The organism is Azospirillum endophyticum (genome assembly GCF_016595245.1).
Taxonomy (GTDB): domain Bacteria; phylum Pseudomonadota; class Alphaproteobacteria; order Azospirillales; family Azospirillaceae; genus Azospirillum; species Azospirillum endophyticum.
In genome coordinates, this window is record NZ_JAENHM010000069.1 from 83325 (window position 1) to 102034 (window position 18710).

4 protein-coding genes are annotated in these 18710 nt (G+C 69.7%); all 4 read right to left on the minus strand.

Annotated features, from left to right (window positions below; translation table 11 throughout):
- Positions 1-34: 34 nt before the first annotated feature.
- The gene (locus JHL17_RS25460; RefSeq protein ID WP_200197483.1) at positions 35-1504 is read right to left on the minus strand and encodes an efflux RND transporter periplasmic adaptor subunit; all 1470 of its coding nucleotides are present in this window, start codon (positions 1502-1504) and stop codon (positions 35-37) included.
- Positions 1501-2334, minus strand: coding sequence for an efflux RND transporter periplasmic adaptor subunit (locus tag JHL17_RS25465; RefSeq protein ID WP_345773877.1), 834 nt, complete (start codon positions 2332-2334; stop codon positions 1501-1503). The genes JHL17_RS25460 and JHL17_RS25465 overlap by 4 nt, the downstream gene beginning before the upstream one ends.
- Positions 2331-4397: a TolC family protein gene (locus JHL17_RS25470; RefSeq protein WP_211113555.1), complete on the minus strand. Its 2067-nt coding sequence runs from the start codon at positions 4395-4397 to the stop codon at positions 2331-2333. The genes JHL17_RS25465 and JHL17_RS25470 overlap by 4 nt, the downstream gene beginning before the upstream one ends.
- Positions 4398-4483: 86 nt before the next feature.
- The gene (locus JHL17_RS25475) at positions 4484-18643 is read right to left on the minus strand and encodes an Ig-like domain-containing protein (protein WP_200197485.1); all 14160 of its coding nucleotides are present in this window, start codon (positions 18641-18643) and stop codon (positions 4484-4486) included.
- Positions 18644-18710 lie beyond the last annotated feature (67 nt).

Consider the following 18710-nt stretch of genomic DNA (forward strand, 5'->3'; position numbering starts at 1 on the left):
AAAGGGGCGGGCTTGCCATCCCCGGTCCCTCCCCTCAAATCCCCAGCGACTGGCGCAGCAGGGCCAGCGGGCGGCGGAACAGGTAGAGCGCCAGCGGCACGCGGTCGCCCAGGATCTTGGCGGTGCCGCGCAGGCCGATGCGCGGCGGGGCCTCTCCTGCCTCCAGCGCCGCCTTGACGCGGTAAGACAGCACGCCGGCGGACGACAGGCCGGCCTCGTAGCTGGCATGGACCAGCCGTGCCTGCAGGGGATGGAGCGGATCGACGTTCAGGAACAGCTCCACCAGGGACCCCGGCTCCAGCACCAGGGCGTCGCCGACCGGCACCATGATGTCGATCTCCGGGGCCTGTGGGTCGGCCAAGGTCAGCACGCGCTCGCCCACCGACACCGGCTTGCCCAGCCAGTCGTTGACGTCGGTGAAGACGGCGATGCCGGCGCGGTCGGCCTTCACCGTCACCCGCTCCAGCATCTCGCGGGCGAGCGTCATCTCGGCGCGGCGCAGTTCCACCTGGGCGCGGAGCTGGGCGACGCGGGCCTTCGTCTGCGGGTCGGCGAAGGCGGCCTGGGAGGCGCTCAGCAGCTCGGCCTCCGCCTGGGTCAGGCCCTTGCGCGCCACCTCGAAGCGGCTGCGCAGGACGGTGGACTCGAAGCTGAACAGCGGCTGGCCGGCCGCCACCGTTTCGTTCGGCTGCACATGGAAACGGTCGATCACGCCGTCCAGCGGGGCGGCGACGATCACCGGGTTGCTGGTTTGGATCTCCGCCGGGGCCAGGGTCGACATCGGCACCGGGATGGCCAGCGCGCCGGCGATCAGCAGCAGGACCAGCAGAGGCAGCAGGGCGCGGCGCAGCCCTTGGCTCTTCGCCCGCTTGCCCGACAGCGCCCACCAGGCATGGCCGTAGCCTTCCGCCAGATGGCTCAGCAGCAGGATTTCGCCGTCGGTCCAGGGCTCGTCGCGGCCGAGCCACAGGCCGGCCGGCGGCGGGGCGGCCTTGGCCCGGCTGTCCGTCGCGGCGCCGGGCATCCCCTCCCGCGGGGCTTCCGGCTTGCGCAGCGGGCACCACAGCACCTGCGCCGGCCCCCATTCGCCCCAGGCGGCGCGGACGGCGGCGGGCAGGGCGGCGGGATCGACGACATGGACGACCTGGGCCTGAGCCCCGGCGGCGACGGCGCGCACCGCCGCCTCCAGCCATTGGGCGAAGGGGGCGTTCGGCTCCAGCACCGCGATGTTGGACACCGCCTCCAGCGTCGCCCGTCCCCGCTCGCCCACCGTCAGGAAGGCCGCCTGCCGGTAGGCGATCAGCCGGCGGGTCTGGTTGACGATGTGATAGCGCAGCTCCGGCGCCGTAGCCTGCCGCCAGGCCTGCCGCTGCAGCTCCAGCAGCATCAGCAGGCCGTTGACCGGCTGGGGGGCGCCTTGCGGCCCTCCTTGCGGAGCACCCTGGGGAGCCGCTTGCGGCGGTGCCGTCTGCTGGGGCGGGGTTTGGGCCATGGCGACGCTCATGGCCTCGCCGTTCCGGACTTGGGAGTTCCCTGGGGAGTTCCCTGCAACGACGACACCACCGGTTCCGGGAAGATGGCGGTGCCGCTCATGCCGGCGATCATGCCGGCCGGAACACCCTCGCCGGTCAGCTTGGCGGTCACCTTCACCGACTGGCTGGCCGGGTCGACCTTGGCGCCGGGCAGCACGACCTCGCCGGGGAGGGTGGCCCCGGTTTCGTCGACCCGCAGGTCGAAGCGCTGCCCCGGTTTCAGCCACACCAGCCAGGAGGAGGGGACGATCAGCTCCACCTTCAGGTCGCGGTCGGACAGGATCTCCAGCAGCGGCGCGCCGGCGGCGACCGACTCATGCTCCTGGATGCGGCGCTCGACCACCCGGCCGTCGAAGGGGGCCTTGATGTCGCAGCGCCGGGCCTGGACCTCGGCCTTGCGGACGTCGGCGCGGGCGACCTGGGCCTTGGCCTCGGCCAGCTGCACCTCCGCCTCGCCGATGGAACGCAGGCTGTTCAGCCGCCGGTTGACCCGCGCCGTCACCTCCGCCGCGTTCAGTTGGGCGCGGGCGCCGTCCAACTCCGCCTGATAGCTGGCGCAGTCGAAGGCGACCAGCAGGTCGCCGGCCTTGAAGCTCTGGCCGGCATCGACGCCCATGCGGGCGATGCGGCCGGGGATCTCGGAGGAGAGGACGGCATGCCGCCGGGCCTCGACCAGGGCGCGGACCTGCCCCTGCGCGGCGTCCTGGGCGGCTGCCGGGGTGGAGGCGAAGCCCCCACCCAGCAGGGCGATCAGAAGGAAGGCGGCGCCGGCGGCACCGGGCCGAGCGCCGTGGCGGATCACAGCGCCGCGAGCCGGCCGGCGGGCCGGCTGTCGGACTGCTGCTTGTCGGACTGCTGCTCTTGGGCCGAAAGGGTACGAACGGTGCATTCCCGCTGACTATCCTTCATACGATGGCAGAACCGCTCAGCCGCGGCGCGGTCGGCGAAACCGCCTGCACGCAGCTGCACGATGGTCTTGCCGTCTTGGGCACGCCGGCTGGAGGCATACAGGGCGCCAACCCCGTTGCCCTCCGTTCCCAGGCGTTTGGCGATCATATCCCATTCCTGCTCGGCAAGCCTGTGGCTTGCGTAAGCCCCGAGATCGGCCTGGATGACGGGAGAGGAGGACGCCATCGCAACCGAGGCGGCGGCCGGGGTTGCGGTTTTTACGGCCGAAGCGGGTGGCGGAGCGGCCCCTCGAACCGGAGCGGGAACCGGGGCAGCGGCAGGAACGGAGGAGGACGCAGGCGCAGGCGAGGCGGCGGAAGCCGGGACCGGAGCGGCACCGTCCTTGGCGGCAGCCTTGGGCGCGGCCATCAGATCCTTCACGCGCAGGACGCTGTTGGCGCGCTCCTGCCAGGAGGACAGGCCCCGGCCCACCGCCTGGGTCAGGGTGGGCAGGTCGTCGGCGGCCACCGTCTCGGGCAGCGGGTCGACGCCGGCCGAGACCATGACGCGGGCATAGGCGTTGTGCAGGTCGGCCAGCACCAGATCGCGGCGCAGGTCGGACAGCAGCGCCGTCACCTCCGATTGGATCACCCCCAGCTCGCCCACCTGCCCGGCCTCGCCGACATTGGCGTATTGCGAGCGGATGCGGCCGTCGAGGTCGGCCTGCTCGGCGGTCAGGGCGAATTCCTGCTTCAGTTCGCCGAACTGCAGCACCGCCACATGCACCTGGCTCAGCACCGCCATGCTCAGCGCCTGGCGGCGGAAGGCGACCAGCTCCTCCTGCGCTTCGGCATAGGATTTGGTGGCGGGGGCGGAAACCAGGTTGATCAGGTTCCAGCTGATCCGCGCGCCGTAATCGGCCCAGCGCTGGTTCACCAGGAAGCTGTTGCTGTCGTAGCGCAGACCGGCGTTGAGGTCGATGCCCGGCAGCAGCTTCAGCAGCGACCGCCAGGTCTCGTCGGCGGAGATGCGCTGGTTGTAGCTTTCCTCCAGCAACTCCGGCCGGTTCAGCAGGGCGTAGGTCTCCAGCGCCTCGGCGCCGACATCCAGCTTGGGCGGCGCCTGCATGACGCTGGCCGCCGGCATCTCGATCTCGAACGGCTCGCCCGGCGGCAGGCCCATCAGCGCGCCCAGCTGCGACTTCGACGCCGCCAGCTCGCGCCGCAGCGACTGCAGCTGGCGCAGCGTCTCCACCAGGGTGCGGGTGTAGTTCAGCGCCTGCAACGGGGCCTGGACGCGCAGCGCCTCCAGCGTGCGGGCATCGCGGCGCGCGCCCTCGACCCGCTTCTCCAGCGGCGCCATCCGCTTCAGCAGCCGCTCGGCCGCCACGGCGCGCCAGTAGGCGGTGCGCACATCCTGCATGATGCCCTGGACGACGCGGCGGCGGCGTTCGTCGGCGATCAGCACCAGGTTGGCGTTCTGCCGCGCCCGCAGGTAGCTGACGCCGAAATCCAGCACGTTCCAGGTGAAGGCGAGGTCGCCGGTGCGGCGGTGCCTGTCGGTGGCGGTGGTGCTCTCGCCCGTCCGCCGGCCGGTGGCGAGGTTCAGGCTCTCCGACCCGGCGTCGTTGTTGCGCCCGCTGTAGCCGGCCGCCGCCACCACGCGCGGCAGCATGTCGTAGCGGGACAGGTCGAGCTGGTCGCTGGCGACCGCCATCTCCATGACCTTCACGCGTTCGTCGAGGTTGTACTTGATGGCGCGGGCCATCGCCTCGTCCATCGACACCGCCTTGGTCAGCGGTTCCTGCGGCGCCAGCACGACGCTCAGATCCGTGCGCACGCGCGCCAGATTCTCCTCGGACGTCAGCGGCTCCGGTTTGACCGCGCAGCCCGCGGCCAGCAGGGATGCCGTCAGGACGGCGACGGGAACCACCGAAGAAAGCAAGCGGCGGCGGAGTCGGGCGGTCGAAGTCTTCATGGCGGGAGCAATTCCGTTCGGCGGAAAAGGGATTGGGAGAGGAAAGCGATGCTGGAAAAGGGAGGCCGGGAAGGGCCGGACCGCCGTCAGGCGGCCCGGCTGTCGGGCAGGACGTGGCTGGCGAGCGCCGCCAGCAGGCCGGCGGCGTCGGCCGGGCCGCCATGGGCGCGGGCGACCTGACGGGCGAAGCCGGGGGAGGCCGGCATGATCTCGGCGCGGGTGTCCGCTCCGCGCTCCGCCGGCTGGCCGGCGCCGCCGGCCGGGATGCCACCACCATCCTGGGGAGCATCCTGGTTCTGTGGCGGCTGGCCCTGTTGCTCGCCCTGACCCTGTTCGCCCTGATCCTGCTGGCCTTGACCCTGGGTCCCGGGCTGTCCGGTCGCCGGGCCGCGACCCGGCACGGTGCCGGGAGCATTGCCCTGCTCCTGGCCAGCGCCCTGACCTCGGCCCTGGCCATTGTTGGGGCCGTTGTTCGGGCCATTGCCCTGCGTGCCGGTTTGGCCGGGAGTGCCCGTACCCGTGTTGGCGCCGGTCCCGATGCCGGCGTTGGTCGCTCCGGGTGTGCCGCCGGTGCCGAGGCCGGCACCCGGACCGCTGCCCAGGCCGCCCAGACCGTTGCCGCCCAAGCCGCCGCCGAGGCTGCCACCCAGGGCAGCGCCCAGCCCGCCGCCGAGCCCGTTTCCTCCCAGCCCGCTGCCGGAGCTGCCGAAACTGGACGAACTGCCGCCGCCGACGCTGTTCAGCGTCACCGAGCGGCCGGCGTCGGTGCTGGACGAGTTGCCGCCGACGCTGCCCAACGTCACCGAGCGGCCGGCGTCGGTGCTGGACGAACTGCCGCCGACGCTGCCCAGCGTCACCGATCGGCCGGCATCCGTGCTGGATGCGCTGCCGGTAAGGCCGTTGCTGCCGGAGCCGCCGCTGCCCGGCAGGCTCGGTCCGAACCCGCCGATGCCGAGGCCGCCCGGCAGGCCGTTGGAGGGCAGGCTGGGAGCGGACGAACCGCTGGAGGACGGGCCGTTGGACGAGGATCCGCTCGCCGAACCGCCCGACAGCGACGGGCCGTTGCCGCTGCCGGTGACGGGCGTGGTGATCGCCGGCGTGTTGGTCGTGTTGATGGGCGACGTCGTGGCGCGGGCCACCGTTACCGTCACCGTCGCCGCGGCCGGAGCGTTGCCGGCGGCGTCGCGCGCTTCCACGGTGATCGACCGGCTGGTTGCCGTTCCGTCGAAGCTGGGGTCCGAGGCGCTCGACCGCAGGCTGATCGCCCGGATCGCCGCCTGGTAATCGGCCGCCGAGGCCGAGCCCGACAGCACGATGCTGTTGCCGGTGCGGGTCGCCGTGATACCGGTGGGCAGCGCTCCGATCACCAGCTCGTCACCGCTGCGGGCATCGGTCAGGCTGATGGTCACCCGGTCCAGCGCCGAGGCATCCGACAGCGAGACGGCGGCGCCGACCGACACCGTGCCGCCGGCGCTCAGCGTCGCGCCGGAGCTGGCGAGGACCGTCGGGCTGCGGGTGTCGACCGTCCAGGTCAGGATGCCGGACTGGGCGGCATTGCCGGCAGTGTCGGTCACCATGGCGCGGACCCCGTGGGTGCCGTCGGCCAACGGGGTGGTGACCGTGAAGCTCCAGCGGCCGTCGGTGTCGGCCGTGGTCGTGCCGGCCGCGACGCCATCCAGGATGATGGTGACCGTGCTGTTGGGCTCGGCGGTGCCGGTGAAGGTCGGCGTGGTGTTGCTGGTGATGGCGTCGCTGCTGGAACTGCCGGTGTCGCTCGCCCCCGACAGTGTCGGCGCGTCCGGCGTTGTCGGTGCCGCGGTGTCGACCACCACCGTCAGCCCACCCGAGCTGGTGGAGACGTTGCCGGCCGGGTCGGTGGCCTTGACGGTGAGGGTGTGGGAGCCCGGCGCCAGCGGCGCGGCGGGGGTGATGGAATAGTTGCCGGCGCCGTCCGCCGTGGCGGTGCCCAGCACCGTGGTGCCGTTGGTGTCATACAGTGTCACTATGCTGTTGGGCTCGGCGGTGCCGGTGAAGGTCGGCGTGGTGTTGCTGGTGACGTTGTCGCTGTTGGAGCTGCCGGTGTCGCTGCCCGCCGTCATGTCCGGCGCGCTCGGCGCGTCCGGCGCCGTGGTATCGATCATCACCGCCAGCCTGCCCGAGACGGTGGATGCGTTGCCGGCCGCGTCGGTGGCCTTGACGGTGAGGGTGTGGAGACCCGGCGCCAGCGGCGCGGCGGGGGTGATGGAATAGTTGCCGGCGCCGTCCGCCGTGGCAGTGCCCAGCACCGTGGTGCCGTTGGTGTCGTACAGCGTCACCGTGCTGTTGGGCTCGGCGGTGCCGGTGAAGGTCGGGGTGGTGTTGCTGGTGACGTTGTCGCTGTTGGAGCTGCCGGTGTCGCTGCCCGCTGTCATGTCCGGCGCGCTCGGCTCGTTCGGCGCCGTGGTGTCGATGACGATCGCCAGCCTGCCCGAGGTGGTGGAGACGTTGCCGGCCGCGTCGGTGGCCTTGACGCTGAGGGTGTGGGAGCCCGGCGCCAGCGGCGCGGCGGGGGTGATGGAATAGTTGCCGGCGCCGTCCGCCGTGGCGGTGCCCAGCACCGTGGTGCCGTCGGTGTCGTACAGCGTCACCGTGCTGTTCGAGTCGGCGATGCCGGTGAAGGTCGGGGTGGTGTTGCTGGTGACGTTGTCGCTGTTGGAACTGCCGGTGTCGCTGCCCGCCGTCATGTCCGGCGCGCCCGGCTCGTTCGGCGCCGTGGTGTCGATCATCACCGCCAGCCCACTCGAGGCGATGGAGACGTTGCCGGCTGCGTCAGCGGCCTTGACGGTGAGGGTGTGGAGACCCGGCGCCAGTGGCGTGGCGACGGTGACGGAATAGTTGCCCGAGCCGTCCGTCGTGCCGGTGCCCAGCACCGTGGTGCCGTTGGTGTCGTACAGCGTCACCGTGCTGTTGGGCTCGGCGGTGCCGGTGAAGGTCGGCGTGGTGTTGCTGGTGACGTTGTCGCTGTTGGAGCTGCCGGTGTCGCTGCCCGCCGTCATGTCCGGCGCGCCCGGCTCGTTCGGCACCGTGGTATCGATGACGATCGCCTTGTTGGCACCCAGCGAGGTCGCCGCCCCCGGCGCTGCCAGGGTCAGCACGGCGTTGTGACCGGCCGTGTCGGCGATCGTGCCGCCGCTCAGCGCCAGCGCGGTGGTGGAGACGTAGTCGAGGTCGGCCGAGGTGTCGCCGGCCTGCACCGTGTAGGTGAAGGTCAGCGTCCCGGTGCCCGAGCCGCCGGAATAGGTTGCCGTCCGCCCGTTGCCCAGCCCGAGCGCCAGCGTCGGCGTGCCGGTGACCGTCACCGCCTCCGACAGGTTTACCTGGATCGAGATGGTGCTGCCGGCCTTGTAGCTGCCGTCGGCGGTCGAGGAGGTGACGCCCGTCACCGTCGGCGTCGTGGTGTCGATCACCACCTCCAGCGCGCCCGAGACGCTGGAGACGTTGCCGGCCGCGTCCCTGGCCTTGACGGTGAGGGTGTGGGAACCCGGCGTCAGCGCCGTGGTGGGAGTGACGGAATAGTTGCCCGAGCCGTCGGTCGTGGCGGTGCCCAGCACCGTGGTGCCGTCGGTGTCGTACAGCGTCACCGTGCTGTTGGGCTCCGCCGTGCCGGTGAAGGTCGGCGTGGTGTTGCTGGTGACGTTGTCGGTGCTCGAGCTGCCGCTGTCGGTGCCCGTCGTCATGTCCGGAGCGCTCGGCGCGCCCGGCGCCGTGGTGTCGATGACGATCGCCTTGTTGGCGCCCAGCGAGTTCGCCGCCCCCGGCGCCGCCAGGGTCAGGAGGGCGGCCAGGCTGCTGGAGCTGTCGGCGATCGTGCCGCCGTTCAGCACCAGCGCGGTGGTGGAGGCGTAGTCGAGGTCGGTCGAAGTGTCGCCGGCCTGCACCGTGTAGGTGAAGGTCAGGGTGGTGCCGCCCGATCCGCTGGAATAGGTGGCGGTCCGCCCGGTGCCGAGCGCCAGGGTCGGCGTGCCGGTCACCGTCACCGCCCGGTTGAAGGTGACGGTGATCGAGATGGTGTCGCCGGCCTTGTAGCTGCCGTCGGCGGTCGTCGCCGACACCGAGGACACCGTCGGGTTCACCACGGCGGTCAGCACCGCGTCGTTGCCGGTGCCGCCCACATAGCTGACGGTGTAGATGTCGCCGTTGCTGGTCATGTCGGTGCCTTCGGCGAAGGTGCCGAAGGTGCCGGACGTGCCGGCGATCGCATCGCTGCCGTCATTGTCGATGATCCGGTAGGCCGCCCCGTTGGTCAGCGTATAGCCGTTGACCCGGCTGAGGGTGAGGGGGCCGCCGTTCAGGCTGACGGTGCCGTTGACCACCACCTGGTCGTAATCGGTGCCGCCCACCCCGCCGCCGCCGCCGATCTCGGCCGCCAGCGTGCCGCTCAGCCGCAGGTTGCCGTTGATCGTCAGCGTGCCGATGCCGTTGTTGGTCCCGGCCAAGCCCGGCGCCAGGGTGGCGCCGTCGGCGATCGTCACTTGGTTGGAACCGGAGGTGAAGATGCTGCCGGTGCCGCCCAGCGTCGCCCCCGACGCCACCGAGACCCCGCTGGTGCCGCCCAGCGCCCCGGTCACCAGCAGCGTGCCGGCCGATACCGTGGTCGATCCGGCGTAGGTGCTGGTGCCCGACAGGGTCAGCGTGCCGGTCCCGCTCTTGGTCAGGCCGTGGCTGCCACCGATGGCGCCCGACAGGGTCACGGCGACGGCGCTGTCGATGGTGGCGCCGTTGACGCCGGTGTCGAAGTCGTTGTCGATGGTGCCCGCCCCGGTCACCGTCAGCGTGCCGCCGTTCAGCGTCACCGTGCCGCTGCCCAGGTTGGCGTCGCCGGTCACGCTCAGCGTGCCGCCGTCCCGCACCGTCATTTTGCCGGCGAAATTGGTGCTGTTGTTTCCCGACAGCGTCAGGGTGCCGGTGCCGTCGAGGTTCAACATGCCGGTGGTGGTGCCGGTGATGGTGCCGGAGAAGGTGGTGGAGCTGTTGTTCACCCCGGTGGTCAGCGTGTTGGCGCCCAGCGCGACCGTGCCGGCTCCGGCGAGCGAGCCGATGGTCTCGTCGTTCGACAGCGTCAGGGTGCCGTCGCTGGCGACCGACACCGCGGTGAGGTCGCCGATCGCCGAACCGCCCGACAGCGTCAGCCCGCCGGCCGACACGGTGGTCGACCCGGTGTAGGTGTTGGCCCCCGACAGGGTCAGGGTGCCGGCGCCGGTCTTGGTCAGGCCGCTGGCGTTGGTGGAGGAGATGATGCCGGAGAAGATCGTGGAGGTATTGTCGCCGCCGACCGTCAGGCGGTAGCTCAGCACCACGTTGCCGGCTCCGGCCAGCGAACCGATGGTCTCGGTGCCGCTGCCCAGCGACAGGGTGGCGTTGCCCGCCACCGTCACCGCGCTGGTATCGCCGATCGCCGAACCGCCGGCCGCCGCCAGCGTACCCGTCGAGACCGTGACGGCGCCCGTGTGGGTGTTGGTGCCCGACAGGGTCAGGGTGCCGGCGCCCGACTTGGTCAGCGCCCCCGCCCCCGACAGCACGCCCGACAGCGTCGCGGCGGCCGAGTTGCTGATCGTCGACCCGGACGATACCGCGATGGCGTTGGCGATGGTGGTGGCGCCAGTGATCGACAGGGTGCCGCCCGACAGGGTCGTCGTGCCGGTCCCCAGGCTGGCGGCGTCGGCGATCGACAGCGTGCCGGACGACACCGTGATGCCGGTCATGCTGTTGGTCCCGCCCAGCACCAGCGCGCCGGTGCCGCCGTTCGCCACCGTCAGCGAGCCATTCGACACCGTGCCGCTCAAGGTCAGGCTCTCGGTGATGGTGTTGTTGACCGTCCGGGCCGTGCCGCCCAGATCCACGCTGCCGGTGAAGGTCAGCGCCGCCGAACCGGACATCGTCATCGTGCCGCCCAGCACGAGGTTGTTGGCGATCGTCCGCGCGGTGGAGCCCGAGCCGCGCAGCTTGCCGCCGTTGACGGTCAGCGTCCCGGTTCCCACCGCGGCATCGCTGCCGAACTGCAGGATGCCGCTGCCGAGCGTCGTGCCGCCCGTGTAGCTGTTGGTCCCGGAAAGCCCCAGGACATTGCCGGCGTTGGTGCTGGCGATGCTCAGCCCGCCCACGCCGGAGACGGTGCCGCTCAGCGTGACCGAACCGGCCGAGACGTCGATGGTGCCGCCGCCGCTACCGAGCGTGACGCCGGTTCCGCTGCTGAAGACCGCCGTCGAGGCCAGCGTGCCGCCGTCCAGCGTCAGCGTCGTCTGGCCCAGGTTGGTGGACGCCCCCACCGCCAGGGTGCCCGCGGACACCGTGATCCCGCTGACACCGGAGCCGGAGCCGTTGTTGGTCCCGGACAGCGTCAGCGTCCCGCTGCCCGACTTGGTCAGCGTGCGGGTGTTGCCGGTGATGTTGCCGCTGATCGTGACGGCCGCGTCGGTCTGGACCTCCGCAGATCCGGTCAGGGCGACCGCGTTGTCGATGGTGGTCGCGCCCGTGACCTGCAGCTTGCTTCCGGCTGCCAGGGTGACCGCACCGGATCCCAGATTGCCGTCGGCGGCGATGCTGACCGTTCCCGCGGAAACCGTCAGAATCGAATAGCTGTTGGACCCCGACAGGGTCAGCGTGCCGGCCCCCGTTTTGGTGAGGTTGCCGCTGCCGCCAATGACGCCCGACAGCGTGACCGCGACGGCGGTGTCGACCGTGCCGTCGTTGGTTCCCAGTGTTACGGCATTGTCGATCGTCCCCGCTCCGGTCACCGTCAGCGTGCCGCCGTTCAGCGTCACGGTGCCGCTGCCCAGGTTGGCGTCGCCGGCGACGCTCAGCGTGCCCTCCCGCACCGCCGTGGTGCCGCTGAAATTGGTGCTGTTGGTGCCCGACAGCGTCATCGTGCCGCTGCCCATCTTGATCAGGTCGCCGGCGCCGCTGAAGCTGCCGGAGAATTCGGTCGAGGCGCCGGAAGACCCGACGGTCAGCTCCTTGCCGGAAGCGACGGCCACGGTACCGGCACCGGCCAGCGAGCCGATCTCCAGCGCAGCGGCGCCCACCGTCAGCGTCGCGCCGGTTCCCACCGACACCGCGCTGTTGGCGTTGATCGATCCGTTGATCGTCAATCCGCCAGCGCCGACGGTGGTGGCGCCGCTGTAGCTGTTGGAGCCCGACAGGGTCAGCGTGCCGCTGCCCGTCTTGGTGAAGCCGCCTGATCCGCCGATCGCGCCCGCCATGGTGGCGTCGCTGCCATAGGTGGCGGTCAGGACGATGCCGGTGTCGATGGTGACGTCGGTGAAGGAGGTGCTGTTGCCGGTCACGGCACCGACGGTCTCGCTGGCGCTGACCCGGAACGCACCGGAGCCGCTGAGGGTGACGGAGCTGGAATCGCCGATCGCCGACCCGCCCGATGCGGTCAGCGTGCCGGCCGAGATCGCCCAGTTGCCGGTATGGGTGTTGGTGGCGCCGAGCGTCAGGGTGCCGCCACCCTGCTTTTCGACCGCGTGCGAGCCTGAGACCACCCCCGACAACGTCACCGCGCTCGCGTTGGAGATGATCGCCGCATCGTCGTTGATGGCGATGGCGTTGGTGACCGTGGTGTTGGCGCCGGTGATCTTCAGCGTCGAGTTCAGGGTGACGGCGCCGCTGCCCAGATTGCCGGAGCCGGTCACCGAAAGGCCGTTCGTCCCGCTGACCGTGGTGCCGCCGGAATAGCTGTTGCTCCCGCTCAGCGTCAGTGCCGGACCGCCGGTCTTGGTCAGAGACCCGCTGCCGGTGATCGTGCCGGACAGGGTGGCGCCCGTGCCGTTGGTGAGGCTGACCGTGCCGCCCGACGCCCCCAGCGTAAGATCGTTGTCCACGGTGCCGCTGAGGCTGTTGAGGTTGAGCGTGCCGCCGTTCAGCGTGACCGTGCCGGTGCCCAGGTTGTTGTCGGAGCCGATCCGCAGGGTGCCCGCCGTCACGCTGACGGTGTTCAGCCCGGTGCCGCCGGTCGCCGTGTTGTTGGTGCCGCCGAGCACCAGCGTGCCGGCCCCGCTCTTGGTCAGGGCCGAGGCGACGGTGCCGTCGTCGGCCAGGGTGGAGTTGATGGTCAGCGTGTCGCCCGTGGCGACGCTGACGCCAAAGCTGTTGCCCAGCGTGAAGCCGTTGCCGGTGATGGTGATCGACCCGTTGTTGGTGTCGCTGTCCATCGCCAGGGTCACGCCGCTGCGCACCGTCAGGGTGCCGGGCAGCGTGATGGTGCCGCCCAGCGTACCGGCGAAGCGGATGGTGACGTTCCCCGACACGTTGTTGGCGAGGTTGATCGCCTCCTGCAGGTCCAGGCCGCCGCCGTCGGCCTTGTCGGCCGCATAGCTGCCGACCGGCGCGCTGCCGTCGATCGCGGTGACGTCGACCACCAGATCGTTTGTCACGCTGATGCTGAAGGTCTGCTCATAGGTGGCGGTGCCGTCGCTGACCTGCACGCGGACGGAATAGCTCTGCCCACCGGTCAGAGTGGCGGCGTCGTTCGCCCTCAGCGAGGTGCCGGAGATGTTGAACAGGGCGTTGTCGGTGGCGCCCATGCCGGCGACCAGCGTGTAGGTCAAGGTCTGGCCGGTGTCGGCATCGGTGGCCGACAGGGTGCCGACCACGCCGTTGGTGCCTTCGAAGATGCTGACCGCGCTGTTGGACAGCGCGAGGGCCGTCGGTGCGTCGTTGATCGAGGTGGCGGTGATCACCGTGTCGGTATTGGCGCTGCTGCTGCTCGTGCCGTCGCCGGCGGTCAGGCTGAAGGTGGTCTGCACCGTGCCGCCCGGCACCACCTGGTTGGCGGTGGGGGTGAAGACCAGCGCCCGCAGCAGGGTTTGCAGGTTGCCCGGCGTGGTGGCGGTCAGGGTGTAGCTGCCGGCCGTGCCGGTCAGCCCGCCGCCGGCGCTCGACAGCGTGCCGTTGGCCGCGGTGTAGGTGATGGTGACGGTGAAGCTGCCGGTGCTGTCGTCGGCATCGGCCACCGTCACGCTGGCGAAGGGCGTGGCGGTGGCGTTGTCGTCGACGGTGCCGGCGGTGGTGAAGGTGCCGCCCAGGGCCGGAGCCTGATTGACCGGTCCGGTCAGCACGATGTCGTTGCTGTTGCTGCCGGCGGCATAGCTGATGGTGACCGATCCGCTGTTCAGCGTGATCGCGGTGCCAGAGGCCAGCGAGGTGAAGGCGCCGGTGACCGCATCGCTGCCGTCGTTGGTGACGATGGCGAAGCTGTCGCCGCCGGCCGACTTGGTCGGCACATAGGCGCCGGCGACCGACAGGGTGGCGCTGCTGACATCGACCGTCCCGGTGACCGCCACCTGATCGTAGCTGCTGGAACTGGCCAGATCGACCGACAGGATGCCGCCGGACTGGATGGTCAGCCCGCCATTGATGGTCAGGGTGCCGACGCCGCTGTTGGTGCCGGCGATGCCGGGTGCCAGCGTGGCGCCGGACAGCAGGGTGACCCCCCCGTTGATGATGCCGGTTCCTGCCAGCGTGGAACCGCTGCCGATGGTGACGCCGCCGGCCGCCGCGCCGTTCAGCGTGCCGGTGACGACCAGCGTGCCGCTGTTGGCGTTGACGCTGGTGGCGCCGCTGTAGTCGTTGCCGCCGCTCAGCGTCAGGGTGCCGGCACCGGTCTTGGCGAAGCCGCCGCTGCCGGTGATCTTGCTGGCGATGGTCAGCGTGTCGCTGGCGCCGTTGGTCAGTGTCAGGGTGGTGCCGGACGCGACGGTGATGGTGCTGCCGGTGATGGTCAGGCCGCTGGCAGCGTCGGCGTCGATGGTAACGTTCTCGCCGATCGCCAAGTCCGAACCCAGCGAGATGGTGCCATTGGCAAGCGCGCTGCCGAGCACGATGGTCTGGGTGCCGGTCTGCCCGGCGGCGATGGCGACCGCCTCGCGCAGGCCGACGCCGTCGGTCACGTCGACGGTGCCGCCGTCGCCGGTGCCGGTGACGTAGATGAAGTTGGTCGTCACCGTCACGTCGGCGGTGGTGGTGGCACCGTGGCCGTCGTTCAGGCTGAAGCGGATCGTCGCGTCGCCGGCCGGCGTGTCGTTGCGGTAGTTGATGCCGCTGAACAGGTTCGACACCATGGCCGTGGTCGCCGCGCTGTTCAGCGTGATCGTCAGCACGCCGTTGGTGTTGGTGTAGCTGGCGAAGCTATCTCCGGTGGCCTGGGTGTAGTAGCGCAGCGTTCCGCTGGTCGCGCCCGTCGGGGTGTCGACGAAATAGATGGTGCTGAACGCGAACACGTCCGCCGACCACGCGCCGCCGGTGGCGCGCTGCACGGTCAGGGAGCCGCCGCCCCAATTGGCGGCGTTGTTCTCCGCATCGGTGACGCTGGCGATCCCGGTGACGCCGCTGAAGGTGTCGAGGAACACGGTCCCGCCCACCCCACCCCAGCTTTTGGTGTCGCCGTTCAGGTCGCTGATGACCGGGGCGGCGTTGTTGCCCGACACGGTGATCCCGACGCCGGTCGAATCGGAGATGTCGCCGTAGACCGGGCCGTTCCAGTTGTCGGCCGAGGTGATCCTGTAGGTGGTGCCGCCCGTGGACGTGCCGCCGTTCTTGTCCAGCTTGGCGTTTAGGTTGGTCTTGTCCGTACCCGTCAGCGTTACGGTGAAGCTGGTGGCGCTGGTGATCTCCACCGCACCGCTCAGGGTGACGGTTCCGCCCTGGCCGGTGACGGTCAGCTTCGACAGGTCGATATCGTTGCCGGGGCCCGGTTGGTGCACCAGGTTGGTGCCTGTCACCGTCAGCACGCCGGTCGTGGCGTCGTAGCTGACCGAACTGACCGTCGGCTTCTGCGTGTTGGACACGGTGATGCCGTTGCCGGTCAGGTCGGCGGCGGCCGACTGGGTGCTGTTCCAGTTGGCGGCGGCAGCCAGATTGTAAGTTGTGCTGTCCTGGGAGCTGGTGCTGTTCTTGTTCAGCAGCCCTTCCACATAGGTCTGGTCGGTCGCCCCCAGCGTGATGGTGAAGCCGTTGGAACTGGGGGCGGAGGTGACCGAGGAATTGGAGGTCAGCGTATAGGTGCTGCCGCCCTCGCCGGTCAGGGTGAGCTTGGTGACGTCGATGGTGGCGCCGTCGGTGATGTTGGTGCCGGTCACCACCAGCGTGTTGGTGTTGGCATCGTAGATGGCGGACGTGATGGCGGGGGCAGTGTCGATGACGATGGCCTTCGCCCCGCCCAGCGACGACCCGTTGCCGGTCGCCGGCAGGGTCAACGTCGCGTCGTTGCCGGTCGTGTCCTTGATCGTCCCGCCGTTCAGCGCCAGGGCGGAAGTGGACTGGTAATTCAGATCGGACGAGGTGTCGCCGGCCTGGACCGTATAGGTGAAGGTCAGTGTGTTGGTGCCCGATCCGCCGACGTAGCTGATCGTCCGGTCGGTCGTTCCGGTTTCCAGCGTCAGCTGCGGCGTGCCGGTGACGGTCACGGCCTCGGAGAAGGTGACTTGGATCGAGATGGTGCTGCCGGTGCCGTAGGTGCCGTCGGTGGTGGACGAGGTGACACCGCTGACCGTCGGCGCGACATCGTCGGTGACGGTCAGGCTGGCCGTGTCGGTGGCGGTGGAGAAGGCGGTGGCGGCTCCGTTCGTGGCCGTCGTCACCTTGCTTCCCGCCGTGCCCGTCGATCGATCCCAGGCGCGGAAGGTAATGGCACTGGACAGGGTGCCGCTGTACCCGCTGTTCGCCTTGAAGAACAGGCGGCTGTCGGCGTCGGCCGCCAGCAGCAGGGCGCTGGTGTTCGACACGGTGCCGACCGCGGTCCAGGTCGTGCCGCCGTCGGTGGTGTAATACCAAGTGCCGGAGGTCGTGTCTGTCGCGGTGATCGCCATGCCGGGCGAATCGCCGTCGCCGTCGCTGAAGTTGGCGACACCCGTCGTGTTGACCAGGGTCGACACCGGGGTGCCGGCGGCGCCGGTCGGCACGGCGGTGGAGGTGGACAGGGGCTGCGAGGTGAGGACGGGCGACTTGGTGGCGTCGAGCACCGGGGCGGCGGTGTTGCCCGGGCGAATGGTCAGGGTCGCGGTCGACGGCGACGCGCCGGAGATGTCGTCCGTCGGAGTCACGGTGACGGTGCGGTTGCCGGCCGTCGGCGTCCCGGCGACGTTGCTGTAGAGGATCTGCCGCAGCACCGTCTGGTAGTTCGCCAGCGACGCACCGCCGGACAGCGTCAGCGTCGCGCTGTCGTTGCCCGTCACCGTGATGTTGTTGAGCCGCGCGGCGGCGATCTGGACCGTCGTCAGGGCGAGCTTTTCCGATCCGCTGTCCGCGATGCCGGTCAGCGCCACCGTGATGCCGGTGAGGTTGAGTTCGCTGTCGGGCTGGGTGATCGTCGCTGCGCTGTCGAACAGGGTCACGTTGGTTGCGGCGCCGTTGGCCACCGACACCGTGTTGTTAGTGCCGCCAGCGTTGCCGTTCAGGTCGCTCGCCGGACCGATGCCGGCGACGCCGGCATTGGTGTAGGAGGACTCATAGGCGCCCATGTCAACCGTCCCCTGGCGGATGCGGTCCATGCCGCGCACGTCGGTGGAACCGGTGGCATAGCTGCTGTTGCCCTGGTTGAGGGCGTTGGAGGCCGTCGAGGCCAGGCGGAAGTCGTTCCCGGCGAAGTCGACGAAGTTCACCGTGCTGAGATTGCTGTTGATGATGCTGTTCGTCGTTGCGGTGATGGTGCCCACCGTGTTGGCGTCGTAGCCGTTGCTGTCGGAGTTGCCGAGGATGATGGAGTTTCTGATGTTGACGGTCGGCGCGATAGCACTCATCGAACTGTTTTGTTCGACCGTCACACCCCCCGTGTTGTTGACGATTGTGTTGTTGATCAGATTGACGGCATAGGCCGAGGTGCCGGTGTCTTCATTAGAATGAATGGTGATGGGGGAAGCCGTATTGGTGTAAAATAGGGAATCACGTATTGTAGCAGATACGGAATTTCCCGCCCGCGCCAAGTGATCTGAGCTGTTGATAAGAACGGAAATAAACGGATTATTATAGAATATGCTTCTCTCCACGGTCAAAGAAAGAGTGTTGTCTCCGGGATCGGCATCTTGGATAACGATTGCCCCGGCATTATTGTTGATGAAGCTGTCATGGACGATGCTATCGCGCAAGATGATGCTGATAGCCGCACCTTGGTCGTTGGCCGCTGCGACGACGGCACCGTCCGTGTTGACGAACTCCGTCTTCTCGACGGTGAGTGTGGTCGTGCCTGCAGTCCGCGCATCAATAGAAAACGCCGACCAACCCACCGTGCTGTCGCCATCGATTTTATGGTAGTTGCCCTGGATCGTGATGCTTTTGGTCACGGGAGTCAGGGCGCCGGTCAGCGTGATGTCCGCCGTCAGCACAATGATGTCGCCATCCGCCGCGTTGGCGATGGCAGTGTTCAGCGCAGTCTCGGTGGCGACCTCCGTGGTTCCCAGGACATGGTCGTACCCGTCGGCTTCTCCGGCACCATAGAGGGCGGCCGTTTCGATGGAACCGAAGGCCGTTTCCAGCACCCAGTCGCCGCCCAGCCGGGCCGCGCCCGTTTCGTTGATCGAAGCCGCCACGTCGGCCCTGGTGGCGGCGGCGATCGCCGCAACGAAGCCCTGACCGGCATTGGTCGCCACGTCGCAGCCATACAGCAGCAGATCGCCGTTTTCGGTGAGGGCCGACCCCAGCGCCGCGAGATCGGCACCGCGCGCTTCGGCCGTCGCCGTGTCGAGGGTGAGCGCCCCCAGGTAAATCCGCCCCTCACCGCCATGGCTGATCACATGCACGGCGTCATAGCCCGTATGGGTCTGCGCCCACTGCGCCATCTGCGACAAGCCATCCTGGCCACTGTCCAGCAGCACGACCTCGACGCCCGCCGTCACCCCGTTCATCAGGATCTGCCGATCGGCGACGTTGGATTCGATGAAGGCGACTTCGCGCTTGCCGTTGTTCAGCGCCGGGTCGGCGGCACGGACCTCCGCGGGAGGGGCGGTTGCCGGGGTGGTGCCGACGGCTGCTGCGGACGCTGCTGCGGCGGCGAGCGCGTCGTGCTGGGCCTGATCGGCCGTGTGGTCGGCTACCGCCGGGTCGGTGGCGTGGTTTGTCGCCGCCGGGTCTGCGGTTGCCGCACCGGCGGCGTCGAACATGAACCGCTGTTCCAATGCGAAGGCCAGCAGCGGTCTGGTCACCGCCGCTTCCGCCTTGCGTCCTGCCGCCTTGGTCTTCGCCGTGCCCTTCGCCCGCGTGAACATCGACTTCATCACCACACCCGCCAGCAGCCCGAAAATCGGGAGTTCGAACCAATCATTGATTGATAGAAAAGAAATT